The 25,529-nt window shown below is 49.3% G+C and carries 26 protein-coding genes; 25 read left to right on the forward strand and 1 reads right to left on the reverse strand.

What is annotated here, in order from left to right; genetic code table 11:
• The first annotated feature begins 92 nt into the window (after positions 1-92).
• The 24 genes from KP014_RS04790 to KP014_RS04905 all read left to right on the forward strand — a co-directional run bounded on the left by KP014_RS04790 (position 93) and on the right by KP014_RS04905 (position 23,900).
• On the forward strand, positions 93-1,013 hold the full coding sequence (locus KP014_RS04790; RefSeq protein ID WP_175491863.1) for a glycosyltransferase family 2 protein: 921 nt from the start codon (positions 93-95) through the stop codon (positions 1,011-1,013).
• Positions 1,014-1,310: 297 nt separating this feature from the next.
• Positions 1,311-1,448 carry a hypothetical protein gene (locus tag KP014_RS04795; protein ID WP_175491864.1) on the forward strand — a complete coding sequence of 46 codons (138 nt, stop codon included), beginning with the start codon at positions 1,311-1,313 and terminating at the stop codon, positions 1,446-1,448.
• A complete protein-coding gene (locus tag KP014_RS04800; protein ID WP_051500562.1) occupies positions 1,445-2,050 on the forward strand; it encodes a C39 family peptidase in 606 nt (201 codons plus the stop codon). The genes KP014_RS04795 and KP014_RS04800 overlap by 4 nt, the downstream gene beginning before the upstream one ends.
• Positions 2,051-2,325: 275 nt before the next feature.
• Positions 2,326-4,281 (forward strand): type I pullulanase, encoded by a 1,956-nt coding sequence (gene pulA / locus KP014_RS04805; protein ID WP_036602879.1) that lies wholly within the window; start codon positions 2,326-2,328, stop codon positions 4,279-4,281.
• 393 nt (positions 4,282-4,674) lie between these two features.
• Positions 4,675-6,159 (forward strand): glutamate synthase subunit beta, encoded by a 1,485-nt coding sequence (locus tag KP014_RS04810; protein WP_036602871.1) that lies wholly within the window; start codon positions 4,675-4,677, stop codon positions 6,157-6,159.
• A gap of 193 nt (positions 6,160-6,352) precedes the next feature.
• Positions 6,353-6,898 (forward strand): phosphodiesterase, encoded by a 546-nt coding sequence (gene yfcE / locus KP014_RS04815; RefSeq protein WP_036602868.1) that lies wholly within the window; start codon positions 6,353-6,355, stop codon positions 6,896-6,898.
• Between the two features lie 209 nt (positions 6,899-7,107).
• Positions 7,108-8,154 (forward strand): agmatine deiminase family protein, encoded by a 1,047-nt coding sequence (locus KP014_RS04820; RefSeq protein ID WP_036602876.1) that lies wholly within the window; start codon positions 7,108-7,110, stop codon positions 8,152-8,154.
• Between the two features lie 16 nt (positions 8,155-8,170).
• Positions 8,171-9,046: an N-carbamoylputrescine amidase gene (gene aguB, locus KP014_RS04825; RefSeq protein ID WP_090834236.1), complete on the forward strand. Its 876-nt coding sequence runs from the start codon at positions 8,171-8,173 to the stop codon at positions 9,044-9,046.
• Between the two features lie 360 nt (positions 9,047-9,406).
• The gene (locus KP014_RS04830) at positions 9,407-10,069 is read left to right on the forward strand and encodes a GntR family transcriptional regulator (protein WP_036600699.1); all 663 of its coding nucleotides are present in this window, start codon (positions 9,407-9,409) and stop codon (positions 10,067-10,069) included.
• 254 nt (positions 10,070-10,323) lie between these two features.
• Positions 10,324-11,778: a 4-hydroxyphenylacetate 3-hydroxylase family protein gene (locus KP014_RS04835; RefSeq protein ID WP_036600698.1), complete on the forward strand. Its 1,455-nt coding sequence runs from the start codon at positions 10,324-10,326 to the stop codon at positions 11,776-11,778.
• A gap of 3 nt (positions 11,779-11,781) precedes the next feature.
• On the forward strand, positions 11,782-12,237 hold the full coding sequence (locus tag KP014_RS04840; RefSeq protein ID WP_036600696.1) for a PNPOx family protein: 456 nt from the start codon (positions 11,782-11,784) through the stop codon (positions 12,235-12,237).
• Between the two features lie 38 nt (positions 12,238-12,275).
• The gene (locus KP014_RS04845) at positions 12,276-13,049 is read left to right on the forward strand and encodes a carbon-nitrogen family hydrolase (RefSeq protein WP_036600693.1); all 774 of its coding nucleotides are present in this window, start codon (positions 12,276-12,278) and stop codon (positions 13,047-13,049) included.
• 26 nt (positions 13,050-13,075) lie between these two features.
• Positions 13,076-13,747, forward strand: a complete 672-nt coding sequence (locus KP014_RS04850; RefSeq protein ID WP_036600691.1) for a DUF2848 family protein — start codon at positions 13,076-13,078, stop codon at positions 13,745-13,747.
• Between the two features lie 3 nt (positions 13,748-13,750).
• Positions 13,751-14,095: a cupin domain-containing protein gene (locus tag KP014_RS04855; RefSeq protein WP_036600689.1), complete on the forward strand. Its 345-nt coding sequence runs from the start codon at positions 13,751-13,753 to the stop codon at positions 14,093-14,095.
• Positions 14,096-14,133: 38 nt separating this feature from the next.
• The gene (locus tag KP014_RS04860; protein ID WP_036600688.1) at positions 14,134-15,015 is read left to right on the forward strand and encodes a carbohydrate ABC transporter permease; all 882 of its coding nucleotides are present in this window, start codon (positions 14,134-14,136) and stop codon (positions 15,013-15,015) included.
• Positions 15,015-15,845 carry a carbohydrate ABC transporter permease gene (locus tag KP014_RS04865; protein ID WP_036600687.1) on the forward strand — a complete coding sequence of 277 codons (831 nt, stop codon included), beginning with the start codon at positions 15,015-15,017 and terminating at the stop codon, positions 15,843-15,845. The genes KP014_RS04860 and KP014_RS04865 overlap by 1 nt, the downstream gene beginning before the upstream one ends.
• A 96-nt stretch (positions 15,846-15,941) precedes the next feature.
• Positions 15,942-17,216, forward strand: a complete 1,275-nt coding sequence (locus tag KP014_RS04870) for an ABC transporter substrate-binding protein (protein ID WP_036600686.1) — start codon at positions 15,942-15,944, stop codon at positions 17,214-17,216.
• A 144-nt stretch (positions 17,217-17,360) separates the two neighbouring features.
• Positions 17,361-18,185 carry an alpha/beta hydrolase gene (locus tag KP014_RS04875; protein WP_036600685.1) on the forward strand — a complete coding sequence of 275 codons (825 nt, stop codon included), beginning with the start codon at positions 17,361-17,363 and terminating at the stop codon, positions 18,183-18,185.
• A 470-nt stretch (positions 18,186-18,655) separates the two neighbouring features.
• On the forward strand, positions 18,656-19,525 hold the full coding sequence (locus KP014_RS04880; RefSeq protein WP_036594201.1) for a basic amino acid ABC transporter substrate-binding protein: 870 nt from the start codon (positions 18,656-18,658) through the stop codon (positions 19,523-19,525).
• Between the two features lie 123 nt (positions 19,526-19,648).
• On the forward strand, positions 19,649-20,296 hold the full coding sequence (locus tag KP014_RS04885) for an amino acid ABC transporter permease (RefSeq protein WP_036594202.1): 648 nt from the start codon (positions 19,649-19,651) through the stop codon (positions 20,294-20,296).
• A 15-nt stretch (positions 20,297-20,311) separates the two neighbouring features.
• Positions 20,312-21,034, forward strand: a complete 723-nt coding sequence (locus tag KP014_RS04890; RefSeq protein ID WP_036594217.1) for an amino acid ABC transporter ATP-binding protein — start codon at positions 20,312-20,314, stop codon at positions 21,032-21,034.
• A gap of 185 nt (positions 21,035-21,219) precedes the next feature.
• Positions 21,220-21,813 carry a TerD family protein gene (locus KP014_RS04895; RefSeq protein WP_036594203.1) on the forward strand — a complete coding sequence of 198 codons (594 nt, stop codon included), beginning with the start codon at positions 21,220-21,222 and terminating at the stop codon, positions 21,811-21,813.
• 115 nt (positions 21,814-21,928) lie between these two features.
• Positions 21,929-22,678 carry a TerC family protein gene (locus KP014_RS04900; RefSeq protein ID WP_036594204.1) on the forward strand — a complete coding sequence of 250 codons (750 nt, stop codon included), beginning with the start codon at positions 21,929-21,931 and terminating at the stop codon, positions 22,676-22,678.
• A 433-nt stretch (positions 22,679-23,111) separates the two neighbouring features.
• The gene (locus tag KP014_RS04905) at positions 23,112-23,900 is read left to right on the forward strand and encodes a formate/nitrite transporter family protein (protein ID WP_036594205.1); all 789 of its coding nucleotides are present in this window, start codon (positions 23,112-23,114) and stop codon (positions 23,898-23,900) included.
• 131 nt (positions 23,901-24,031) lie between these two features.
• On the opposite strand, the gene KP014_RS04910 is transcribed toward KP014_RS04905, so the two are convergent.
• Positions 24,032-24,496, reverse strand: a complete 465-nt coding sequence (locus tag KP014_RS04910; protein ID WP_036594206.1) for a rhodanese-like domain-containing protein — start codon at positions 24,494-24,496, stop codon at positions 24,032-24,034.
• Between the two features lie 129 nt (positions 24,497-24,625).
• On the opposite strand from KP014_RS04910, the gene KP014_RS04915 reads away from it, so the two are divergent.
• Positions 24,626-25,504: a LysR family transcriptional regulator gene (locus tag KP014_RS04915; protein ID WP_036594208.1), complete on the forward strand. Its 879-nt coding sequence runs from the start codon at positions 24,626-24,628 to the stop codon at positions 25,502-25,504.
• Positions 25,505-25,529: the final 25 nt, after the last annotated feature.

Here is a 25,529-nt window from a genome sequence, read left to right on the forward strand (position 1 = left end):
GTGGAAAAGATCGAATTTCGTCAGGTAGCAGTAGCAACGCAGTCTGTAGAACAGTCCGTCTATTATTCATTTTTGGAAAAAGGGGTGGGAGTTTGAACGGATCGGTGACGTTATCGATAGCCATTTGCACCCGGAACAGACATGAGGATTTGCAGAAATGCCTGAAATCGATATTTAGCCAGCGGGATATTGCCGGTACGGAGATTGAAATTCTGATCATTGACGACGGCGATACGCAGGAATCTTGGCTGGAAGAGGTCAGGAGGGAAATGCCTTCCGGTATGGAACTGGGCTATCACCGGAAGAATCGGGAGGAAGCGGGCCTGCTTAAATCACGGATTTATGCGACCCATGCCTCCAAGTATGAGACCCTTCTGTTCCTGGATGACGATGTAGAGCTGGAAGCGGATTATCTGGCCGTACTTCTGCGGACTTTTGAACGCTATCCTGATGCCGTCGGCGTCGGCGGAGTAGACCAGAGCTTCTCCTGCTCCCTGAAGGGCAGATTGCTCATGCTGGTAAGCGGCCGAAGCCGCTTCTCCCCCGGGAAGCTGTCTTACAGCGGATTTGCCTCCTCCATGAATTTGTGGAACCGGCAGAAACGGATCTTCCGGACCGAATTCCTGCACGGATGCAATATGTGCTTCCGCAAATCGGCGCTTCGGGATGTGGAACCCGTTGAATGGCTGAACGGCTACAGCCTTGGCGAGGACCTGTATCTGTCCTATCTGGCCGGGCTGCACGGGCCGATGATTGTGAACCCGGAACTCAAGCTGGTGCATTACGGATCGCCGGCTTCCAGAGACAAGGAGGAACAGGTCGCCTATACCAAGGTTATCAACCACTATGAGCTGCTGAAGCTCAGAACCGGCATAACGCCTTTCCGCTATGCCATGCTGCTGTGGACAGCCGGATTTTTATATGCGGAAACGGCTCTTCGGCGCCGGAAAGAGGCAAGCAGCGGCTATCTCAGAGGCATACGGGAGCTCAGAGGAGCGCAGACCCGAAGCTAATCGCCTGGTGCCAGATTCACGGCCTCTGCGCTGGAGCGGTACCGAACTTATATCAAGGCTTTTAGGAAAGACACACAGCACCCGAATCATGGGCGAAAGAAGCCTTTGCGGGTGCTTCTGTTTTGTAATGAACCTATTAAGCAGCGAAGGAGCTGTCAATGATTCCGGATTACAGAGATTTTTCCCCTAATAGCCTTTATGTACCCTCGTATGTTTGCCTCCCTGTTACCGTATACTTGAATGTCAGTAATTCTTCGTTCAACAGCGGCTTTACGCTCAGAAAGGGGTCTTAATTCAATGAACTGCTTGGCGGTGCCGGCATACATTAGTAGAGAAGACCGCGAGTGCGGACTGCGGGATTTCGTCACCAAGCCTCCTCTTTCACCAAAGATCGGAAGGGTCCGGCTCTGGCGGCTGGATGCTGTTGCTTTATGACGAGTACCGTAACCGGAAAAAAGCTCAATCTGGAGCCGTACACCCAATGGGCGCAGGGTGTCAGGTTTGCCTCATCCGCCTGCGGGCCCGCCACGATGGCCGCGATCACCGAGTACTGGGGCAGGAAGCTGGGGGAGCCGAACCTTATCGGCAAGGAGCGTTTCCGCTCGAAGACGGAGCATATCAATCATTTGTACGCGAGATACGGAGGAAGGCGCTGGGGGATGAGCGCGCGCGGTTTCGAAAAGGGGATTAAGGCGTATCTCCGAACGTCCCTCGGAAATGCACCCGCGATTCGGCTGCGGAGCTTCAATGATTTCGCCTTGTACAAGGCGGAAATCGACGCAGGCCGGCCGGTGGCGGTGAAGTTCGACAAATGGTTCTCCCTGCGCTGGTTCGGGAACTACGCATACAACTATCACTGGACCGTGGGAACCGGCTATGAGATGACGGAGCCCAATCTCTGGCTGATTGTCCAGGATAACGGATCGAAACGGGCGAACGGAGGGTTTACCGCAAGCCGGGAGCGCCGGATTGAATATGCTGCGAATCGCGAGGTGATTACGATGGTGGCGGTGGATTTAATTCGGGCGGAGCAATGACTTCGATCCCTACGCGGCAATCCGGCAAGCTATTAAACCAATTGCTCTGATTTTTGCAGTATTTTACAGAAAACTGGATGGTTGGTTTACAAAAAACGGAAGTTTAGCAGTTTGACACCAGATGGGACGCATTGTATAATCCCGGGGAATACAGGAAAAAACGGCGTGCCCGTCCTTTTAGAGACCGCATCCGTTATGATAACAAATCAAACGTTTGCTCTGCGCGCGATCAGGCAGATCGCCGAGAGTGAGAATATAAAGGAGCCATGATCGATTTGTCGGTACAAAGGGGAAAGGGTGAGCCGATTGATTACGGCGATCCTGCGGTCGTAGGGGGTGTCCCCGTCCATGTTGGCGGCTTTGACGATTTGCCCGGTTACGAGGGCGACGATTTGGGCGTGAGCTACACGCCGGAGCGCTCCACGTTCCGGGTGTGGGCGCCGACCTCCCAGCAAGCGGAGCTGGTACTGTACGACTCCTGGCAGGGAGATGCTTCAGCTGTTCTGCCGATGACCCGTGATATTGGGGGAACCTGGATGCTGACGGTTAAGGGCGATCTGGAAGGCAAATTCTATACGTATCGCGTATGGATCGAAGAGCAGTGGAACGAAGCGGTCGATCCCTACGCTAGAGCCGTCGGCGTAAATGGCGACCTTGGGGCCATTCTCGATCTCCGAAAGACGGATCCGCTGCGCTGGACCGAAGACAAACCGCCTTTTAACGATCCCGTGGACGCTGTCATCTATGAGCTGCACCTGCGGGACTTATCGATTCATCCGGCCGGAGGCATCCGGCAGAAAGGGAAGTTTACCGGCCTTGCCGAGAGCGGCACACGCGGACCGGAGGGGATTCTTACCGGGCTGGACCATATCGCCAGTCTTGGCGTCACCCATGTGCAGCTGCAGCCGATTGCGGATTACGCGACCGAAAGCGTGGATGAAACGAAGCTCGATCAGCCGCATTATAACTGGGGTTACGATCCGAAGAACTATAATGTTCCCGAAGGCTCCTATGCGACCGATCCTTACGTTCCGGGGGTTCGAATAAAAGAGCTTAAGTGCCTGGTTCAGACGCTGCATGACCGCGGCCTGCGGGTCATAATGGACGTTGTATATAACCATGTTTATGACAGCTACCGCATGAATCTGGCCAAGCTTGTTCCGGGGTACTACTTGCGCTATAAAGCGGACGGTACGCTGTCGAACGGATCGGGCTGCGGCAATGACTGCGCTACCGAGCGCAGGATGATGTCCCGATATATTGCCGATTCCGTGCTGTATTGGGCAAAAGAGTACCATATCGACGGCTTCCGCTTCGATCTGATGGGCCTCATGGACATCGGCACCATGACGGAGATCCGCCGGCGGCTTGATGAGCTGGACCCTTCCATCCTTACGATCGGGGAGGGCTGGGTGATGGACACGGAGCTTGCGCCTTCGCAGCGGGCGAACCAGCACAACAGCGCTTTGCTGCCAAGATTCGGGCAGTTTAACGACGGCTTCCGTGACGCGGTCAAGGGAAGCATTTTTCTGCATAACCGCAAAGGCTTCATCAGCGGAGGAGCCGGAGCCGAGAACGGGGTCATGGCCGGAATCGCCGGAGGCATCACTTACGGGCCGGGGATCTGGCAGTTCGCCCAGGAACCGCAGCAGTCCGTCAACTTTGTGGAATGCCATGACAATCATACGCTGTGGGATAAATTGCTGCTGTCTACGGAAGGGGCGACGGACGAGGAACGCCGCGCTATGCACCTGCTTGCTTCCGCAATGGTGCTGACGAGTCAGGGCATTCCGTTTCTGCATGCCGGCCAGGAGTTCATGCGGACGAAATACGGCATTGAGAACAGCTATAACGGACCGGAAGAAATCAATTGGCTCGATTGGCAGCGGTGTGCCGCCCATCGGGATGACGTTGAATATATGAAGAAATTGATTGCGCTGCGCAAGGAGCATCCGGCGTTCCGGCTGCGGAGCGCGGAGGAGATCCGCCGGGGTCTTTTCTTTGAGCGGACCCCTGGCGGAGCGGTAGCCTATACGCTGCGGAATCACGCTGGAGGAGATTCGGCGAGTCACTTATACGTGGTTTATAAAGCGCTGATAGGAGAGATGTCGCTGGCGCTTCCGAAGCTGGGAGAATGGCAGCCGCTGCTCGGCGGAGAACAAATTGTCCGTCTAACCAAAGAACAGGCCATTATCCGGGGCATCGGAATGACGGTGCTGGCGGTGCAGTGATTGTTTTTGGATCTATAGACCCTTCGGGGTCTTTTTTATTGTGAAGAGTCTCCCGGTTGCGCCTCCACGATTAAAGATAAATTGATTTAAATTTGAAATTTCTGTGATAATGGCAAAATGATGTTCTCGATTTCAACAAAAGGTGACATTGCTCACGTTCGGATACGGAAAGCGGATGGTACTATGTAGTCACTTATTACTTCTAATTTTAAATGTGGCGGACAACCGTACAGCCGGCGGCAATCGCCCGGATGCGGCCTGCTGCTTTGCTGCTTTACTGCGTCATACGAACGGGCGCTCGGAAGGGACTGAAGTCCTTGGTGTAAGCGGCACCCTAGAATACATCGCCGGCCGGCCCGGCGGAAATCCAAGAAGACACGGAGGATGACAGGGATGGGTAAATCTACGGGATTTATGGAATATCAGCGTGTAACGCCTTCGGAATGCGAAGCGCTGGAGCGGATTAAGAACTGGAATGAGTTTTCGGTACCGATGGATGAGGAGAAGCTGCGCGAGCAGGGTGCGCGCTGTATGGACTGCGGAACGCCTTTTTGCCATGTGGGCCGTCTGCTGTCGGGCATGGCTTCCGGCTGTCCCCTTCATAATCTGATTCCGGAATGGAATGACCTTGTATATAAAGGGAATTGGGAGGTAGCCCTGAAGCGGCTGCAGAAGACTAATAACTTCCCCGAATTTACGAGCCGTGTATGTCCTTCTCCTTGCGAAGGCGCTTGTACGGTGGGAATGAACGGGCAGCCCGTAACGATCCGCTCGATCGAGAAAGCTATCGTTGACAAAGGCTTCGAAGAAGGCTGGATCAAGCCTGAGCCTCCGCTTGCACGCACCGGCAAGGCCGTGGCCGTCGTCGGATCGGGGCCGGCGGGAATGGCATGCGCGGCGCAGCTTAACAAAGCGGGCCACACGGTCACCGTCTATGAACGGGCCGACCGGATCGGCGGACTGCTGACCTACGGCATTCCGAATATGAAGCTCGACAAGAAGAAGGTACAGCGCCGGGTTGATCTGCTTGCGGCCGAAGGGGTTAACTTTATAACCGGAACGGAAATCGGCAAGGATATTTCGGCCGAGGAACTGAAGGCACAGTATGATGCGGTTGTGCTTTGCGCGGGTTCGACGAAGACCCGGGATCTTCCGATCGAAGGAAGAGAGCTGTCCGGCATCTACCAGGCGATGGAGTTTCTTACCCTGAATACGAAGAGCCTGCTTGATTCAGAGCTTCAGGACGGGGAGTATCTGTCCGCAGCCGGCAAAGATGTTGTCGTCATCGGCGGCGGCGATACCGGCACCGACTGCGTGGCGACCTCCATCCGTCATGGCTGCAAGAGCGTAATCCAACTGGAAATCATGCCGCAAGCGCCGCTCACCCGCCAGCCAAGCAACCCGTGGCCGGAATTCCCAAAGGTGCTTAAGGTGGACTACGGACAGGTGGAAGCGAAGGCTTTGTATCAGGAAGATCCGCGCCGCTATCTTGTATCGACGAAGCGGTTCGCCGGGGATGAGAACGGACATGTGAAGGAACTGCACACGGTACGTATCGAATGGGTACGCAGCGAAGACGGCCGTATGGTGCCAAAAGAAGTGCCGGGCAGCGAGGAAGTCATTCCGGCGCAGCTCGTGCTGCTGGCGCTGGGCTTCACCGGACCGGAGGAGACGGTGGCAAGCCAGCTTGGTCTGGAGCTCGACGAGCGTTCCAACATCAAGGCGGAGTACGGAGTGCATATAACGAATGTGGATGGCGTCTTTGCCGCCGGAGACATGCGCCGCGGACAGAGCCTTGTCGTGTGGGCGATCAGCGAAGGCCGTCAGGCTGCCCGGGAAGTGGACCGTTATCTGATGGGCTCCTCGAATCTGCCTTAAGGCTTGGCAACTGCAGACAGGAAGCAAGCGCGATAGCAACAGCGGGGCGTCCGGCTGGTAGCCGGCCCCCTTTACCGGTATTATTTTCGGGGTCCGGGCACAATATCTGACCAACATCAATGAAAGGCCTCACTTTGTGGGGCTTTTTGCGTGATAATAGTACATATCCAAAACAGGAAAGGGCGGGAAACGCATGAAGCTGATGTTTATTTCCGATATTCACGGTTCGCTGCACTGGTTAAAGAAAGCGCTGGAGAAATACGCCGAGGAGAAGCCGGACGGTCTCATTATTCTGGGGGATTTCATGTACCACGGTCCCCGTAATCCGCTGCCGGATGGTTACGATCCTAAGGGAGTGGCGCAGGAACTCAATGCGATCAAGCCGCATATTACAGCCGTGCGGGGCAACTGCGACTCCGAGGTAGACCAAATGCTGCTCGATTTTCCGATGATGGGAGACTATACGCAAATTCTGTATGAAGGCAGACGCATTTACGTCACGCATGGACATGGCTTCAGCATTGAGAATCTGCCGGAGCTTAGCGAAGGGGATATTTTTATCCAGGGACATACCCATGTTCCGGTGGCCGACGTCAAGGAAGGCATTTACGTGCTTAACCCCGGCTCCATCTCGCTCCCCAAAGAAAACAATCCCAATTCCTATGCCGTACTGGAGGGCGGGGTGTTTACGGTAAAGAGCTTTGCGGGGGAGACGGTGAAGTCGATTCAGATATTCTGATTCGTAAAAAGAATACGCCCGCCGCTGCGGGCATGGATGAAGACCGGGCGCATGCGTCCGGTTTTTTCGATTGGCGGTCATTCGTCTGCCGGAAAATGCCGGATTTCAGTCGTCCGGACGGAATTGAGCCCGGGTTGATAATATTGTATGATGGGTAAGGAATGCAGGGGAATTGTATTCCGGAGACTAATGTAAAGTGAGCTAAAATGATGAATCCTGAAGATTTGAATTATAGCATGCCGCCCGAATGGGCGAAGCATGAGCGCACGTTTATTTCCTGGCCGGTGCAGGCGTCCATGTGCTTTCCGGACGATCATGAATCCGTATGCCAAGGATATGCGGATATTATCCGGGCCATCGCCGAATTCGAGCCGGTGACGGTCGTTGTCAATCCGGACGAGCAGGAGGAGGTCATGCGCCTGGTAAGCGGGCCCGGAATCACCTTTCTGCCGATTGAACACAGCGACGCCTGGCTGCGGGATAACGGTCCGACCTTTGTCATGAACACTGACGGGCAGCTTGCCGGCATCAACTGGAAGTTCAACGCCTGGGGCGGCAAATACTCGCCATGGGATCTCGACGACAAGGTTGCTCCGCAAATTATCGAGACGGTGAAGGTTGCCCGGTTCGACGCACCGATTGTGATGGAAGGAGGTTCCTTTCATACCGACGGCGAAGGCACGCTGATTACGACCGAGGAATGTCTGCTGAATCCGAACCGCAATCCGGGGCTCGGCCGGGGAGATATTGAGGAGGTTCTTCGCCAGTACACCGGCGCGGACAAGATCATCTGGCTGAAACGCGGCCTCAGCGGAGACGAGACTGACGGACATGTCGACAATATCGCCTGCTTTGCCGCTCCGGGCAAGGTGATCATTCAGGTCTGCGAGGACCCGCAGGATGAGAATTATGAGATCACGGCTGAGAATCTGCGCATTCTGGAGAATGCGACGGACGCTAAGGGCCGGAAGCTGGAGATCGTCAAAATCCAGCAGCCGCCGCGCGCCGACCATGAGGGAAGCCGGTTGACGCTCAGCTATCTGAATTTCTATTTCGTCAACGGCGGAATTATCCTGCCTGTGTTCGGCGCGTCCGAGAGCGATGCGCTCGCGGAGGAAACGCTGAAGCGCCTGTTCCCGGACCGGCGAATCCGCACGGTAAATGGAATGGCGGTCATCCGTGAGGGCGGCAATGTGCACTGCACGACGCAGCAAATGCCGGCCCCAGAAGTTAATATATTTCGATTGAAGTCATAGCAAGGAGGACATAAGCTTGAGAAACGTAAAAGTAGCCGCAACGCAGATGAGCTGCTCCGGCAGCATTGATGAGAATATTGCCAAGGCCGACAAACTGGTTCGGGAAGCGGCGGCGCAGGGAGCGCAGATTATTCTGCTGCAGGAGCTGTTCGAGACGCCCTATTTCTGCCAGAAGGAAAAGTCGGATTACTATGAGTACGCCACGGAGTTGGAACAGAATAAAGCCGTGAACCATTTTAGAGAGGTGGCAAAAGAACTGAAGGTCGTGCTGCCGATCAGCTTCTATGAGAAGAAAAACTATGCACGTTACAATTCTTTGGCCGTCATCGACGCCGACGGAAGCGTTCTTGGCAAATACCGCAAGAGCCATATTCCGGACGGTCCCGGCTATGAGGAGAAATTTTATTTCAATCCCGGGGACACCGGCTTTAAAGTATGGAACACCCGTTACGCCAAAATCGGGGTAGGGGTATGCTGGGATCAATGGTATCCGGAAGCGGCGCGCGTCATGACGCTAATGGGCGCGGAGCTTCTGTTCTATCCGACAGCCATCGGCTCGGAGCCGCAGGACAGCTCCATTGATTCGAAGGATCACTGGCAGATGTGCATGCTCGGCCATGCCGCGGCGAACCTGATTCCCGTTGTGGCTTCCAACCGCATCGGCCGTGAAGAGGACGAAGAATCAAGCATCAATTTCTACGGGTCCTCGTTCATCGCCGGTCCGCAGGGTAACAAGATTGCCGAGGCTGGACGCGGCGAAGAGACGGTGCTGGTCGGCGAGTTCGATCTGGACGCGCTGGAGACCCTGCGGATCGAGTGGGGCATCTTCCGCGACCGCCGTCCGGAGCTGTATCGCCTGATCGCTTCCTATGACGGGGATCTGACGTTTTAACAAAATTTCACAGATTTTTATATTAGGGCATTGATCAAGAGGCTACACTCTTGGCAGTGCTCTTTTTTACAACAGGCAAAACGTATCACGCGGATCTGGGCGTCTCGTATAATATCGGCGCGCGGTACGTGCTACGTAATATACAAAAATCCACCTCTGAATAAATCCGGTTGTCCTTGGAGGTAAAAGACCCTTCATTGGCAAAACGAACGTATTGGACGTTGGCTCTCTCATTCGGGTGCAACAGGCGCTGAGTCTTGAGGATATGAAAATGAAAACTGCCATATATTATATTGACGTTACTAGATTAGTTGCGTATTATGTATACATAAATCACTACATAGAAAGGTATGAATTGACATGGCTTCAACTAAGTTTAATATAAAACCAATCGATAAACCTTCCACGACAAAGGAAAGAGTTTACAATGAAATTAAGCACGTTATTTTGAGTGGCTATATTTCTTCGGAAGAAATTTTTACTGAAGTTAAGTTGGCAGAATTACTGAATACATCAAGAACACCCGTTAGGGAAGCTTTGCAGGATTTAATTAAAGAAGGCTTAATCGTTTCAATTCCGCGCAAAGGGATGACAGTTCGCAGAGTGACTGAAAGTGAAATCGAGCAAATATTTTTACTTCGAACTTCAATAGAAACGAAAATAATCCGAAAACTGGCCAAAATCATTACACCGGAACAATTGAAGATGCTAAAAAATATTTGTAAGCAGCAAAAGGAAGCTATGTTAGCCAACGATGACATTGCTTTTATTAAACTCGACCAATTATTTCATACTTCTCTTGTTAAATTTGTCGATTTTGAATTAATTGAGCAAGTGCTGCTGAATCTTCATAATTTGTCACAGCTTATCGGATTAAGGGCCATTAAGAAAAGTAACCGGATGAACGAGGTATTAGAGGAGCATATGTCTATTATTTCTTGTATGGAAAGCAAAGATGAAGAAAAATCTGGTGAAGCGATGACTTTACATTTAAACAATACAAAACATACGTTAATTAACTAAATAAGATAATAAAATGATAGCACCCAATTAAGAAAGCGATTACATGTATTTTATATATATATATCTTCTTATGTAAGGAAACCTACAAATTTTTCAGAAAATTTGAAATACTATTGACTAATAAGAGCCTAATGCATAGAATTTAGTTAGCTAATCTAACATAAACGATTCAAGTAAATTTTTTTTATGATTTTGTGTATACACAACACAACATACGGAATTCAAACTTGAATTAGGCGAAGGGATGGTCAGCGATGGTTCGTAATGGCAAACAATATTTGGATTCATTGAAAGATAACAGATGTATCTACATTAATGGGGAGAAAGTTGATGATGTCACGACACATCCCGCGTTCAGGGGTATTACACAGTCATTTGCGACCCTGTATGATTTGGCTGCGGATCCGGCTAACGACATGATTTATACAACCGAGGACGGGACCACCGCCAATAAAGTGTTTATGATCCCCCGCTGTCGCGAGGAACTGGCTATCCGCCGCCGAGCAATCACCAAGTGGGCGGAAGCGACTTGTGGGTTCGCAGGACGCAGCCCTGACCACGTTGCCGCTTTCCTTGCAGGATTCGCCAGTTCCCCGGAAGTATTCGGTGAGTACAAGCAAAACGTGTTGGACTTCTATCAGTACGCTCGCGATGAAGACTTGTTTGTAACCTATGTCATCATTCCTCCGCAGGTGGATCGCAGCAAGGCCGCACATGAGCAAGAAGAAAAGTATTTACCAGTTGGTGTTCTTGAAGAGAGGAAGGAGGGCATAGTCGTACGCGGATCGCAAATGCTCGGGACGAGCACTGCAGTTTCCAACTATTTATTTGTCAGTTGTATTACACCTCTCAGACCGGGCGATGAGGATTATGCCATATCCTTTGTCCTGCCGATTGATACGCCCGGGTTAAAGCTGTACCCTCGTCCTGCCTATGCAACAGGCAAGGAAAGCACATTCGATTATCCTCTTTCTACTCAGTTTGACGAAAGTGATTCGCTAGTTGTATTCAACGATGTATTTATTCCGTGGAAGCATGTATTCACATATAAGAACATTGAAGCAACGAGGGCGCAGTTCCATGAGACACCGGCTCATGTGTTAGGGAACAATCAGGCGCAAATTCGACTGTCTACAAAATTGAAATTTACGATCGGGGTAGCCCGAAAGATTACTGCAATGGGGGGGACTGACAAGTTTCCGCAGGTACAGGAACGGTTAGGTGAACTTGCTTCATTGGCTGCGACAGTTGAAGGCATGCTGCTTGCAAGTGAGTATGAGTGTGTAGTGGATGAGAAGGGCACAGCTCGACCTAATGCGCGGTTTTTGTATGGCATAGTCGGTATGCAAGATCAAATTTATGCAGGTGTAATTAAAATTCTGCGCGAGCTTGTCGGTGGAGGCGTGCTGCAGTTGCCTTCCTCCTATCATGAGATGGTCAATCCGGAAACCAAAGATGATATCCGCCAATATATACGCGCTTCCGGCGTCGATTCAGAGGCAAGAATTCAATTGTACCGATTGGCATGGGATATCATCGGTTCAGAGTTCGCTGGACGCCACCAACAATATGAAATGTTTTACAATGGAGCTCCATTTGTCGTAAGGGGGCACGCCTATCGTAATTATGGTTATCATGAACCTCTTGAAATCGTCGACCGTTTTCTGGGAAGCTATACCCTTCCGAAAGCCTTATTAAAGGAGGAGTAGGACATGACCACACTTATTACCGAGCTTACAGCCGGCATGATATCCGAGTTACAAGGCCAGAGCATTGTGATCCTGAATGTAGTGAATAAAGAAAACGGGGATATATTTTCGACGGCCCTTTCATGGGTCTATGCAGTAGGTCCCCAAACGATTCGTTTTGCAATCGACGCCAAATCTGATTTTGTACGGATATTGAAAGAGGACCCCAAATTGGTTTTGAATTTTTTTTCACATGAGACGGTGTACTCTATTAAAGGGACTGCAGTGGTAAAGGTCAGTAAAACAGAAGATATTACGTTAAAGATGGCACTGTTAGAAGTGGAAATACAAGAAATTCGAGACATCATCTTCTACGGCGGCAAAATGGTTACCCTTCCGACATTTGTCAAAACATACAAAGCTGAATTGATTAAAAAGCTGGATGACGAAATGAAGAATGCGCTGATTAACCTTGCTTAACGTATATTCACGATCCCAAAAGGAGGGGACAGAGAGGCATGAAAATTGCATCCATTCAATTGGAAATTAAGGATCAGGAGAGTAAAGAACAGCGAATTGAACGTGCTGCCGGGCTGGTGGATCAAGCGGCTCAAGACGCAGATCTGATCCTGCTGCCGGAAATATGGGCCACCGGTTACTTTTCGTTTGATAGGTATATAGAAGAGGCGGAGTTGATCACAGGTCCCTTTGTTACATTATTTTCTGAAATTGCGAAAAGTCACGGGGTCTATTTGTTTGCGGGAAGCTTTGTCGAAAAGAGAGACGGAAATTATTACAACACAAGCATTCTGTTTGATCGTCAAGGCAAGCTGGCAGGCACTTATCATAAAACGCATTTATTCCGCTATGGCTCAAAAGAAGGCGAGCTTCTGACAAGAGGAGATGGCGCGAAAGTAATCGAAACCGAGTTCGGAAAGGTTGGACTGACAACATGCTATGATCTTAGGTTTCCTGAACTTTACCGCCAGCAGGTTGACTTAGGAGCGGAGATGTTCCTTGTTGCCTCGGCTTGGCCGCATCAGCGTCTTGAGCATTGGAAGTTGTTTAATGCTACGCGCGCATTGGAAAATCAAAGCTTTCTTATTTCATGTAATTGTGTAGGTACAACCCAGAATGTTCTGCTCGGCGGACACAGTTCAATAGTTGATCCGTGGGGCATTACGTTGGCATCAGGCGAAGAACAAGAAACGATCGTGAAATCAGAAATTGATCCGTCCGAAGTATCCCGAATAAGAGAAACATTCCCTAGCTTGAAACATCGTGTGTTATAGGCTGATGAGAAAGGATGTATGAGAAGATGGAATTTATATGCGAAGAGACCGTTATAAGCTGGTCACCCCAACGCTTGGTTATTGCGGGTTATACAGGCAAGGATCAAGAGGCTGTCAAGAAACATATAGAGGAATTGAAAGAATTGGGTGTCCCGGCCCCGCCACAGGTTCCGATGCTGTATGATCTATCCCCGGAGCTGCTGCTTACCTCGAACGAAATCACAGTTGTTCAAAATGACAGCAGCGGTGAAGCAGAGGTCGTATTGCTCCACATTAATGGAAGCTGGTACGCAGGGCTTGGCAGTGACCATACCGATCGGATACTGGAGGCGGTATCGATCCAAAAATCAAAACAGGTTTGCGCCAAAACCGTTACTAAAGAGCTTTGGTTGCTTGATTCGTTTATTAATCGGTGGGATGAAATTGAAATTAAAAGCTGGGTACAGATCAATGGCAGCGAGCAATTATATCAATCCGGAAGGTTAGGCGAGTTTCTGCATCCGGAGCAGTTGATGAGAATTGTAGAAGAAAGAGGCTATGCAGGCTCCGATATGGCGCTTTATTGCGGCACACTGCCGCTTCACGGGGGATTTGTGTTTGGAGGCGTCTTTCGGGCTGAGCTGGTGGATCGCAAGACAGGCCGCAAGCTTGAGCTTAAATATCAAATGAAGCTTTTAAAAAATGCTGAGGAGGAATAAGAAATGGGAAAACCGGAACTGGAATTTACCGATTATCGTCAATTTGCGCAAGTACCTTTTAGCAAGGTGGAAGGCTTATCAGAAAGAGTCATCGCCCAAGATCCGGAATCGGGTGTCGCGACGCGGATCCTCATCTTTGAGCCAGGGACCGATACGACGCCTAACGGGGTACAGATCCATGATTTTTGGGAGGAATTGTATATCATTGAAGGTTCAATAATCGACTTGACTCTAAATCAGGAGTTTACTGCGGGTATGGTGGCTTGCCGACCGCCCGGTATGAAGCACGGTCCTTGGATATCGCCGACTGGCTGTAAAACATTCGAAGTTCGTTATTATTCCAGATAGCATTATTAATATTAAGAAATAACAACAGAGGTGTTGTAATGAACAGAGTTTGGTCATCAAGTATAATGCAACAAATTGTATTTATGGGCCCTTTTGTTGTTTTGTTCATTTTGATCACGGCCATTCCTTTTACTTTTGGTATCTATTATTCATTTACGGATTGGAACGGTTTGTCGGATAAGCTGCCTTGGGTTGGAATTGACAACTATAAATTTATCTTCACAAATGATACAGCGTTCATACATTCACTCTGGTTTACGATTCGTTTTACAATTGTGTCAGTTATTTTATGCAATGTAATCGGGTTCATAATAGCATACTTTTTATCGAAGCCTTTAAAGAGCAGAAATGTACTGCGCACATTATTTTTTATGCCTAACGTAATTGGTGGAATAATACTTGGTTTCATATGGCTATTTATATATACTCAGGGGTTCTCTACTATCGGTGAGTATACTGGCATTGCTTTTTTTAATCTACCATGGCTAGGTACTGAAACAACCGCTTTTTGGGCGCTGGTCATCGTGTTTGTCTGGCAGGGAGTCGGTTATATTATGGTTTATTATATTGCAGGTCTTGCAAATGTACCGCAAGATTTGATCGAGGCAGCTACGATTGACGGAGCTAAAACCCTACAGATTCTGCGCAATATAATTTTCCCAATGATCATGCCATCCATTACAGTTTGTATTTTTATTTCTACTGTCGCTTCCTTCAAATCATTTGATTTAAACTATTCCCTTACAAAAGGAGGTCCTTTTCTTTCTACCGAATCAGTTGCTATGAACATCTATACTGAGGCATTTGCAAAAAATAATATGGGCCTGGGTGCTGCAAAAGCCATTGTTTTCTTTTTTATAGTCATGATTATTTCAATTATTCAAGTATATCTTACGAAGAAGCGGGAGGTGCAAGTGTGATGAGTGTCACTTATTTCCGCAAATTTTTCCTAATAGAACTAATGCTACTGCTTATTCTTGTCCTATTTCTCTCTCCCTTCTACCTTGTGTTAGCTAATTCTTTCAAGACTTTCGCCGAAATTACCCAAAACGCTGCGACCCTTCCAACTAGTTTTCATTGGGAAAACTTTTCAATAGCTTGGAAATCTATTAATCTTCCGATTGCATTTCGAAATACGATTGTTATCACATTGTTAGGATCAATAGGGATTACCTTGATCTCGGCAATGGGTTCATACCGAATCGCACGTCATGAATCTCGGGTGAATAGATTTTTATTTGGAATGTGTATAGCTTCAATGGCTGTTCCGTTTCAAGCGGTAATGATCCCTTTGATCAAGGTCGCGAAATGGTTTCAATTAATGAACAACATTCTAGGAATTGTTGTTGTATATTGGGGGCTCGGAGTTTCTTTTGCTGTAATATTATTTCACGGATTTATTAAATCCATTCCAATAGAGCTTGAGGAATCGGCACGAATAGACGGTTGCGGCCCGTACCGAGTATATTGGAAAATTGTATTTCCTTTACTGAAACCGATGGTTGTAACGGTTATTTTGATTAATTCATTTTCGATATGGAATGATTTTCTGCTTCCAAACATTATGTTGCGGAAACCGGGTTACGGCACTATACAACTGGCAGTAAGTACCTTTTTTGGTGAAAGGGAAAAAGATTGGAACACTGCATTGGCTGCTTTAGTCATAACTTCTGCTCCACTTTTATTATTCTTCCTCTTCCTACAGCGTTATATCATTGATGGGATTACAGCCGGCTCTGTAAAAGGGTAACGAATTGAACAAACTATCTACCTAATAAATTGTTTCATATTAGGGGTTTGTTCTCATAAGCAATCGCAATTCCAAAAAATTACTGGAGGGGTAAGTATGAAACAGATTTGGTCGGTTGTTTGTACGGTAATAATACTGGGAACGTTACTGTCGGCATGTTCTTCTAGTGGAAATCAATCAAAAACAGATCAAGCAGCAAATGGTGATGGATCCAATAAACAAAAAGAAGTAACGATTAAAGTGGTTGAGTATAAGAATCTTGAAGGATACAAAGATATAGCCAGGGAATTTGAGAAACAGAACCCTGGAGTTAAAGTTGAGTTCTCGTATATTAATTCAGTCGACTTTGATCCAACTATGAAAGCAAGATACGCTGCCGGAGATATGCCTGATATTTTCAATAACTGGAATGTAGATGTCTGGAAAGACTTTTATGAGGATTTGTCCGACCAACCGTGGGTGGGTGATTTATTTGAAGGTACGAAAGGATTTGTCACGAGGGATGGCAAGTTGTTAGGGATGCCCTATATTATTGAAGGGGCTGGGCTGGTTTATAATAAAGAGCTCTTTGAAAAAGCAGGTATTACAGCAACACCGAAGACGTTCACAGAGCTTAAAGCTATTGCACAAAAGCTCGAGGATTCTGGAACCCAGCCGTTTGTTAACTCTTATGGAGAACCATTATTTCAGTTGGGAGCACATTTTTTTAATAATGCTATGGATAGAGTAGATAATCCCGTTCAGTTTATTGAAGACCTTAGGAATGGCAAGGCACATCTTGTTGGTAACCCCTTATTTGAAAGAATGCTTGATGTTTTACGTTTTTCGGCTGAACATGGAAACCATAAAGATTTAACAACTGACGGAAATACACAGGCAAATGATCTCGTAAATGGAAAGGCTGCGATGGCTTTACAAGGGAATTGGATTCAAGACAATGTTAATAAATCAAATCCGGGATTAAAAATGGGAATCATGCCATACCCATTTACGGATGATATCAATTTAAATGACAAAATAAACATGCAAATTTATTCACTAGCGGTATACAACAAATCTCCGAATAAAGAAATTGCCAAAAAATTCTTAAATTTCCTTGTAACCTCAGATATAGGGAAGAAAACTCTCGTTGAAGTTTTTCATCAAGTTCCAGCCATGAAAACGATCAAACCCACAGAGCAATTCGTTGGTCCCATCAATATGGATTTATTATCTTATCTTGAACAAGGAAAAGTCGTGCCAGTGGCATTTTGGGACTACTTTCCTATAGCAACCGATATCGGTCAAGTATTACAGAAGTTTGTTGCAAAGAAAGCTAGCTCTACTCAAACTTTAGAGGAAATTGAAACTTTGTTTAAAAACTGGAGATAAATCATAAGGGGCGTATGTAGGCCTGAGCGCTAACCATACCATGATTGAAGCCAGCGTTAAAAGTATCGCACGATTAATCCCGCCAGGCTACGCCGGTAGGCGCAGCCTGGCATTCAATATTTTTACGAATGGAGTGTGGTTTTTTTGGCTTTGATGGAATGTAAGTTTTTTTCTAGGAAATTAATGTTACAAACTTCTATGTTCGTCTATATTCCTACTCCGACAATGGATGATGAAAATTTCGGGAGACTACAGCAATATTTTGAAGAAGGTAAGAAGTATCCTACTCTGTATTTACTCCATGGCTTGTCCGATGACCACAGTGCCTGGTTGAGAAATACCTCGATTGAACGATATGCTGAGGCAAAAAAAATCGCGATTGTGATGCCGGCAGCAGATCATAGTTTTTATACGGATATGGCCTATGGTAAACCTTACTATAGCTATTTCAGCGAAGAGCTGCCACAGATAGCAAGAATGTTGTTTCCTCTTTCCAGCAAGCGAGAAGATAATTTTGTTGCCGGATTATCAATGGGAGGATACGGAGCATTCAAGCTTGCACTCAGCAGCCCGGATAAATACGCTGCCGCTGCAAGCCTATCTGGAGCACTTAATCTATATAAGGTCGCTAACAGCTTAGCCCAGAAGGTGCATAAAGGAAGTCCTACTCTGCTGCCTTTGCATCAAGTTGCTATGAATGCATTTGGAAATATGGGAGAACTGAGTGGAACGGAGCACGATCTGAATTACCTTGCAGAGAGAGTCAAAGAATCCAATACAGAAATTCCTAAACTCTATCAGTGCTGTGGAACAGAAGATTATGTTTATGAAGTTAACGAGGATTTCAAAGATTTTACCAAAAAGATTGGACTCGATTTAACTTACGAAGAAGGTCCCGGAGGGCATGATTGGAGTTACTGGGACACCCAAATTCAGAGAGTTTTGCAATGGCTTCCAGTTAAATCATAAAGAGAGTTCAATGCTGTTATGTGACATACAACTTAGGGAACCAAACCCCATTAGGAAGATAAGGAAGAAGGGTATTCTGAGTCTGCTTATCGAACCATTTATGATATTTGTGTCAGAAGTATTCGCACCTTTGATGACTTTTATTGAACAGATTTAGTGTCGCAGTCCCCCATCTCTAAGCCAAAAGCTAAGGTGGGGGTTAGACATGTCTGATCAACAAACATATGTTCTTATAAAACAGGCGCCTAAGTCTTCAATTATGAAGCTCGCAAGCGTGTGCAACTCTGTATCGATGCCAACAGAAGCCCCCACTTCATGCGTAAGCTAAGTGGGGGTACAGATAAATTGTTACAAACTTCCGATAATATGTGATGTAACATAACATCATGAGGAAAACATAATTGTCATCCGCACTTTAATCTGTTAAAATCTCTTTGTATTATAGATAATTTCTCAGGGGGATTGAGAGAGTGGAGACTAGAAAAGGGACGAAGACCAGAAATAAATGGATTTTGTCAGCTTTAATCGCAATCTTGGTATTGGCTATTGCGGGCTGCGGATCGGATAATGCAAATAATGCAAGCAGCGCAAGTAATGCAGGCAGCACAAACTCCGGCGGCAGCGCCGCAGAAACAGTCGTTAAGTTCGCGAGTGACGCTTCTTATGCGCCGATGGAATACATGGACAAGGATACGATTAAGGGCTTCGACATCGACTTTATCGCTGCGGTCATGGAAGAAGCAGGAATGAAATACGAAGTGGTGAACACCGGTTGGGATACGATGCTTGAGAGCGTGAAGCAGGGTACGGAATATCAGGCAGGCCTGTCTTCGGTGTCCATTACCGACGACCGCCAGCAGACCTACGATTTCTCTGTTCCTTATTTTGAATCGACAAATATGATTATGGTCAAGGAAGGCAGCGACATCAAGAGTGCGCTGGACCTGAAAGATAAGACGGTTGCCGTACAGACCGCCACTACCGCCGATGAACTGATGAGCAAGATTATGGGCGTGGGCAACACGAAGCTGAAGCGCTTTGACAGCAATACGGTAGCGATGATGGAACTGGACAACGGCGGAGCGGATGCGGTTGTAGCCGATATCGCGATCGTTCGCGAGTACATCAAGAACAATCCTAAAATGAAGCTGGTTGGCATCACGGATACGCCGAATTTCGGCTCCGAGTTTTACGGGATTCTGTATCCGAAGGGCAGCGAGCTGAAAGCGAAGCTGGACCCTGCGATCCAAAAGGTAATTGAGAACGGCAAGTACGAGGAAATCTACAAGAAATGGTTCGGAGAAGCTCCCGACTTGACTAATTTGAAGAATGCGCAGTAAGCAAGGAAGACCAACAAGCATGCGTAATGAACACTATTGCGCGTGCTTGTTTTTTTGACAGAGAAGCTATGGGGAACGGCGCATGCCGCCTACCCGCGAAAAGAAGAGAAGGGGAAGAGAAAGATGGATTTCAATTTCGACATCATTTGGGGGTACTTTCCATTATTTTTACGGGGAACCTTGTACACGATCGGTTTTTCAATCGCCTCCATTATACTTGGGTCCATCCTCGGGCTGGGTATCGGATTCGGCAGAATGCTGAAGAGTCCGCTTTGGCGCTGGCCTTTTGACGCTTATGTCAATATCTTTCGGGGCACTCCGCTGTACGTGCAGATTCTGATCGTGCATTTCGGGGTGGTGCCTTTCTTTTACGGAAGCACGAACGCGCTGATTTCCGGTGTTGTCGCGCTGTCGCTCAATTCGGCGGCCTATGCGGGGGAAATCTTCCGGGCAGGCATTCAGTCGGTCGATTCCGGTCAGCGGGAGGCGGCGTTGTCGCTGGGCATGACCAGAGGGCAGTCGATGCGGTTCGTGGTGCTGCCGCAGGCCATCAAGCGGATGGTGCCGGCTTTCGGCAATGAGTTCATCGTACTGGTCAAGGACTCTTCGCTGCTGGCGCTCGTCGCGGCGCCGGAAATCATGTACTGGGGCAATACGATGAAAGGCCAGTATATGCGGATTTGGGAGCCGTATTTGACGGCGGCGGTTATTTATTTTATTCTCACCTATTCGCTGAACAAGTTGCTCGGCTATATCGAACGGAGGATGTAAGTAGCTATGGAACCGATTATTTCAGTCAGACATCTTCGCAAGTCGTTTGGAAGCCATACGGTGCTGGGCGATGTTAGTATCGACATTAACAGCCGGGAGGTAGTCGTCGTAATCGGGCCTTCGGGCTCGGGCAAATCCACCTTTCTCCGCTGTCTGAACTTGCTGGAGCAGCCGCAGGGAGGCGACATCGTTATCGAGGGCGTTAGCCTGATGGACAAGAAGACGCGGATCAACGAGATCCGCACCGAGGTCGGGATGGTATTCCAGCAATTCAACCTGTTTCCACACAAAAAAGTGATCGAGAATATTATGCTGGCGCCGGTTCAGGTTCGCAAATGGCCGGAGGAGCAGGCCCGTCAAAAGGCACTTGAGCTGCTGAATAAGGTTGGGCTCGCCGAAAAGGCCGAGGTATATCCTACTTCGCTGTCCGGAGGACAGGCCCAGCGCGTAGCCATTGCCAGGGCGCTGGCCATGGAACCGAAAATTATGCTGTTCGATGAGCCGACTTCAGCGCTCGATCCCGAGATGGTCGGCGAGGTGCTGGCCGTCATGAAGGATCTGGCCCGCGAAGGGATGACGATGGTCGTCGTCACGCATGAGATGGGCTTTGCGCGCGAGGTAGGCGACCGGGTGCTGTTCATGGAGCAGGGCGCTATTGTGGAAGAAGGGCCGCCGGAGGCACTGTTCGGAAATCCGAAGCATGTGCGGACCCGGGAATTTTTGTCGAAGGTACTGTAGGCGGCGGGGATTTTCCGCCGCTTTTTTCTGCGTGGGAAGGACCCTATCATTGTTGCCATATGCTCCGCTATCGGAGCCGGAAACTTCGAGAAGCGGGAAAGTGGTTGTACGCCTTATTGAAACATATTCCATTTCTAAGCGTAAGACTTTGTATATGCATTTTTTGCGAAATGGAGGGATCACGCTTGGCTGGAATTCATTTGGGAAAAGGCCAGAACATTGATCTGACCAAGGGAAACTCAGGTCTGACGAACGTGATCGTCGGTCTGGGTTGGGACCCTGCCGGGAACAAGGGATTGTTCGGCTCCAAGCAGAAGAACAATGTCGACTGCGACGCCTCGGCTCTGCTGCTGAACGCTGACGGGAAATTGACGAAAAAGACCAATCTGGTCTGCTTCCATAACATGCAAAGCTCCTGTAATTCGGTCGTTCATTCCGGCGATAATCTGACGGGGGATGATGACGGGGATGATGAGCAAATCAGGGTGAACCTGGACGCGGTCCCATCTGATGTGCATCGGATTCTGGTTGTCGTCAACATCTACGATGCCGTGCACCGCGGACAGGATTTCGGCATGATCAAGTCGGCGTATATCCGTGTGAAGAATGCTTCGGGCGGCGCCGAGCTGGTCAAGTATAACTTGTCGGACAACTACTCCGGGTTCACCGCCCTGATCAGCGGAGAACTGTACAGGCACGAATCGGAATGGAAATTTTCGGCGATCGGCGAAGGCAGCCATGCGGCGCATATCAGTCAATTGGCTGAGCGGTATGTATAACCTGGGACATGAACAAATACCAGCAGCGGGCGCGTGAGATGAACGAAGCCGAATGCCCGGGATTGCGCCGTGTCGCAGGCGGAAAATAATATGATTTTACCGGAGGCAAGCGAATATGGAAGGGTTATCAAATTTTGTTAGGAGCATGAGCGACAGCTATGGCCATTTTTTCTCATGGCATGATGTAATGGCTACGCTGTCAAACCCCGTTAGCTGGGGCATCATCGCAAGTCTGGTCCTGCTTGAAGGTCTGCTCTCGGCGGACAACGCGCTCGTGCTTGCCGTAATGGTCAAGCATTTGCCCAAGGAGCAGCAGAAGAAGGCACTCTTTTACGGAATTCTGGGAGCATATCTGTTCCGATTCTTGGCCATCGGCCTTGGCACCTATCTGATCAAGTTCACATTGGTCAAGGTGCTTGGCGCCCTCTATCTCTTCTACATCGCCTATAAAGGAATCTTCAAGGGCGGCGGGAACGGAACGGTAGAGAACAAGGGAGCTTCCTTCTGGAGAACGGTGCTGCTCGTCGAGCTGATGGACGTCGCCTTCAGTATCGATAGTGTCATCGCCGCCTTCGGCCTAAGCAGCGAAGTATGGGTGCTGTTTATGGGTGGAATTCTGGGCGTGCTGATGATGCGCGGCGTGGCGCAGATCTTCCTGAAGCTGATCGAGAAATTCCCTGAACTGGAGCAGATGGCTTTCCTGCTGATTGCCATTATAGCCGGTAAAATGATGGCCGGCGCTTTCGGATACGAAATGCCCCATGTTATCTTCTTTGCCGTTATCATCTCCGTCTTTGTCGGAACGATTCTGTACAGCGCCGGGCGTAAGCATAATAGTGAAGCGAAGAACGAAGTTCACCATTGAACAACCTTTTCTCAGGCCTCAGGCGCTGAAAGCGGCGGACCATGGGCTGGGCAGTTTTCTAAATCGGGACAACCCTCTTTTATTGAATCATCGCCAGGCCTGTCCGATTTGATCGGCAGGCCTTTTTTTGCCGCTGCAATCATAATCCCTCTCTCCGGTACATACATTGCCACAGGGCGCGGCAATATGGGGGAGGGGGCTGTCTTATGATCCTGGGGTGCCTGATTCTCGTGCTTCTTGTGGCGGCAAGCAGCAAGAAGGCGGAGGGAATCGCTGAGCTCAATGACGACAGGGATTTCTGGCAATAGAGATTATTCGCCAATCTTCGAGGTTTGTTGTTTCAAGCGTTTTTTTGCGGTTTATTGGGTATAATAAGGCCGAGGCTCGCGTTATCCCAGAGGCTGCTGAAAATACGACAACCCACGGAGGAACTATGGAGAATGAAGCGCTGTTAAAAGTCGAGCAGTTGGCGCTCAAGAAGCAAAAAGTATACCGCAACAGTATATTCCGTTACATTGCCCGCGCTATGCTGGCCAGTATGTTTATCGGGTTCGGGGTTATCGTGGCATTTAAAACCGGAAACTTTTTTTACATGGAGCATTCTCCAATGACCTATCCCATGGCTGCCGTCACATTCGGAGCCGCTATCATCCTTATTTCATACGGCGGAGGCGACCTGTTTACCGGCGATACGTTCTATTACACCTATGCGGCGCTTCGCAAGAAGATGCAGTGGACGGATGTCGGACGGATGTGGGTGTGGAGCTATATCGGAAATATTCTTGGAGCAACGGCATTTGCACTGCTCATTTATTTGACTGGTCTATTCTATGATTCGAATGTAAACGGGTTCCTCCTGAATGTCGTTGCTCATAAAATGGAAGCTCCGGCGATCCAGCTGTTCTGGCGGGCGATCCTTTGTAACTGGCTCGTCTGTCTCGCCTTTTTCGTGCCGCTGTCGATGAAGGCCGACGGCGCCAAATTGTTCGCCATGGTATTGTTTGTCTTCTGCTTCTTTATTTCGGGCTATGAACATAGCATTGCCAATATGTGTACCTTCGCGATCGCGCTTGTGCTGGATCACCCCGGAACGATCTCTTGGGGCGGTGTCGTGCACAATCTGGTTCCGGTAACCCTCGGCAATTTGATCGGCGGCGGCGTGCTGATGGGTGTCATGTACTATTATGTGAACAAGCCTTTCCTGGACGATGAAGCGCATTAATTAAGGGGCGGCGGCTGGAATTCATGGCATCCTCCGGCTTGATTAAAGAAAGGCCTTCCTTCTGCATGAAGACAGAAGCGAAGGCCTTTTGCTTGCGAAGCGGCCTGATGGGCCGCCCCGTTTCTTCCTGGTTAGCGGTCCTGCGGCGGCATTGGCGGCATATGCCAGCAGAGCGGCGCTTCCTCCCGAAGCGTGCCTTCCAGCGGTCCGCCTTCCCGCCGCCAATACTCGATGCCGCCGAGCATCTCTTTGACCCGGTAGCCCTGCGCGGCCAGCCGGGCGGCCGCTTTGGTTGCTCCGTTGCAGGCCGGCCCCCAGCAGTACAGGACCAGCACTTTGTCCTGCGGAAGAGCCGTAAGTCCGCCGCTGCCAAGATGTCCCGAGGGGAGAGAGACGGCGCCGGGCAGATGCGCTTCTTCATAGGAACGGGCATCGCGGACATCGACCAGAACGAAGTTCCGGATTCGTTCGCGAATATCGTAAGCGACATCGGCTACGTCGGTTTCGAATCTTCCTTTTGCGGCAAAATAGGCTGCGGCCTCGGCAGGAGAAGTGGCCGGGGCGGCCAGCACCTGCGATTTCGGCTTGAAATTCATGCGTTCAACCTCCTTGAAAATTCTGAAATGGCTGTTTTCTTTATTTTAGCTTGAATCGGTCATTATAGTTATCTATAGTATTGGATAACAACTATCGAAATAAATGATATTTAAATGGGAGGATGCGGGATGGAGCTTACCTATTTGCGAACCTTTTGCGAGGTCGCCGCAAGCGGCAGCCTTACACGGGCGGCTGAAAATCTGGGGTATGCACAGTCCAGCGTAACGGCTCAGATTGCCAAGCTGGAGGAAATGTACGGGGCGAAGCTGCTGGAGCGTTCGGGAAGGGGAATGGTTCCCACTTTTGCCGGCAGAACGCTGCTCCAATATGCCGGTCAAATGCTGGCGCTAAGGGAGGAAGCGAAGGAGATGATCTCCGATGGGCAGGCGGGAGAGCTGACGATCGGTTCGATCGAGACGCTTGCCGCCTATTTTTTGCCGCAGCGCCTGCATCATTACCGTAAACAGTATCCGGATATCCGCATGCGCGTGCTGCCGGGTTCCGAAAGTGACATTATCGCCGCTGTACGGAATAAATCCGCCGATTTTGGCCTGATTTTTGACATGCCCTATGCATCGGATGAGCTTCAGGTCTTGGCTTTGCAGCCGGAGGAACTGTTCATCATTGTCGATCCCGGGCACCCGCTGGCGGGCCGTGATTCGGTAGAGTTGTCCATGCTTGCCGCCGAGCCGCTCGTTCTGACCGAGGATACGTGTACGTACCGGAATCTTTTGCTGCAAAAAATGAGAGGTTTGGGAATGACGCCGAGAGTGGAGCTGGAGTTCGGCAATCTGGAGGGAATCAAGCAGGCCGTCAAGCATGAGTGGGGAGTTGCTTTTCTTCCGGGCTATACGATTTTAGAAGAATTGCGGCGGGGGGAGCTAAAGGCGATTCCAGTGTCGGAAGACGGCGGCAAAGGCTTCTTCATCCAGCTGATATACCGCAAAGACCGCTGGCTGTCCTCTTCCTTCAAGCGGTTTATTGAAATGATGCAGGTAGGCAGGTAGAGTAAAAAGTTAAGCCGTTGAAGAT

The organism is Paenibacillus sophorae (assembly GCF_018966525.1).
Classification (GTDB): Bacteria; Bacillota; Bacilli; order Paenibacillales; family Paenibacillaceae; genus Paenibacillus_AQ; species Paenibacillus_AQ sophorae.

Excerpts from the sequence above, each read along its gene's own strand:
- KP014_RS04870 (WP_036600686.1), top strand. The coding sequence starts at position 15,942 with ATGAAACAGATTTGGTCGGTTGTTTGTACGGTAATAATACTGGGAACG.
- KP014_RS04845 (WP_036600693.1), top strand. The coding sequence starts at position 12,276 with ATGAAAATTGCATCCATTCAATTGGAAATTAAGGATCAGGAGAGTAAA.
- KP014_RS04840 (WP_036600696.1), top strand. The coding sequence starts at position 11,782 with ATGACCACACTTATTACCGAGCTTACAGCCGGCATGATATCCGAGTTA.
- KP014_RS04820 (WP_036602876.1), top strand. The coding sequence starts at position 7,108 with ATGAATCCTGAAGATTTGAATTATAGCATGCCGCCCGAATGGGCGAAG.
- KP014_RS04835 (WP_036600698.1), top strand. The coding sequence starts at position 10,324 with ATGGTTCGTAATGGCAAACAATATTTGGATTCATTGAAAGATAACAGA.
- KP014_RS04900 (WP_036594204.1), top strand. The coding sequence starts at position 21,929 with ATGGAAGGGTTATCAAATTTTGTTAGGAGCATGAGCGACAGCTATGGC.
- KP014_RS04850 (WP_036600691.1), top strand. The coding sequence starts at position 13,076 with ATGGAATTTATATGCGAAGAGACCGTTATAAGCTGGTCACCCCAACGC.
- KP014_RS04885 (WP_036594202.1), top strand. The coding sequence starts at position 19,649 with ATGGATTTCAATTTCGACATCATTTGGGGGTACTTTCCATTATTTTTA.
- KP014_RS04810 (WP_036602871.1), top strand. The coding sequence starts at position 4,675 with ATGGGTAAATCTACGGGATTTATGGAATATCAGCGTGTAACGCCTTCG.
- KP014_RS04800 (WP_051500562.1), top strand. The coding sequence starts at position 1,445 with ATGACGAGTACCGTAACCGGAAAAAAGCTCAATCTGGAGCCGTACACC.
- KP014_RS04865 (WP_036600687.1), top strand. The coding sequence starts at position 15,015 with ATGAGTGTCACTTATTTCCGCAAATTTTTCCTAATAGAACTAATGCTA.
- yfcE (WP_036602868.1), top strand. The coding sequence starts at position 6,353 with ATGAAGCTGATGTTTATTTCCGATATTCACGGTTCGCTGCACTGGTTA.
- KP014_RS04830 (WP_036600699.1), top strand. The coding sequence starts at position 9,407 with ATGGCTTCAACTAAGTTTAATATAAAACCAATCGATAAACCTTCCACG.
- KP014_RS04795 (WP_175491864.1), top strand. The coding sequence starts at position 1,311 with ATGAACTGCTTGGCGGTGCCGGCATACATTAGTAGAGAAGACCGCGAG.
- KP014_RS04860 (WP_036600688.1), top strand. The coding sequence starts at position 14,134 with ATGAACAGAGTTTGGTCATCAAGTATAATGCAACAAATTGTATTTATG.
- KP014_RS04910 (WP_036594206.1), bottom strand. The coding sequence starts at position 24,496 with ATGAATTTCAAGCCGAAATCGCAGGTGCTGGCCGCCCCGGCCACTTCT.
- KP014_RS04915 (WP_036594208.1), top strand. The coding sequence starts at position 24,626 with ATGGAGCTTACCTATTTGCGAACCTTTTGCGAGGTCGCCGCAAGCGGC.
- KP014_RS04905 (WP_036594205.1), top strand. The coding sequence starts at position 23,112 with ATGGAGAATGAAGCGCTGTTAAAAGTCGAGCAGTTGGCGCTCAAGAAG.
- KP014_RS04855 (WP_036600689.1), top strand. The coding sequence starts at position 13,751 with ATGGGAAAACCGGAACTGGAATTTACCGATTATCGTCAATTTGCGCAA.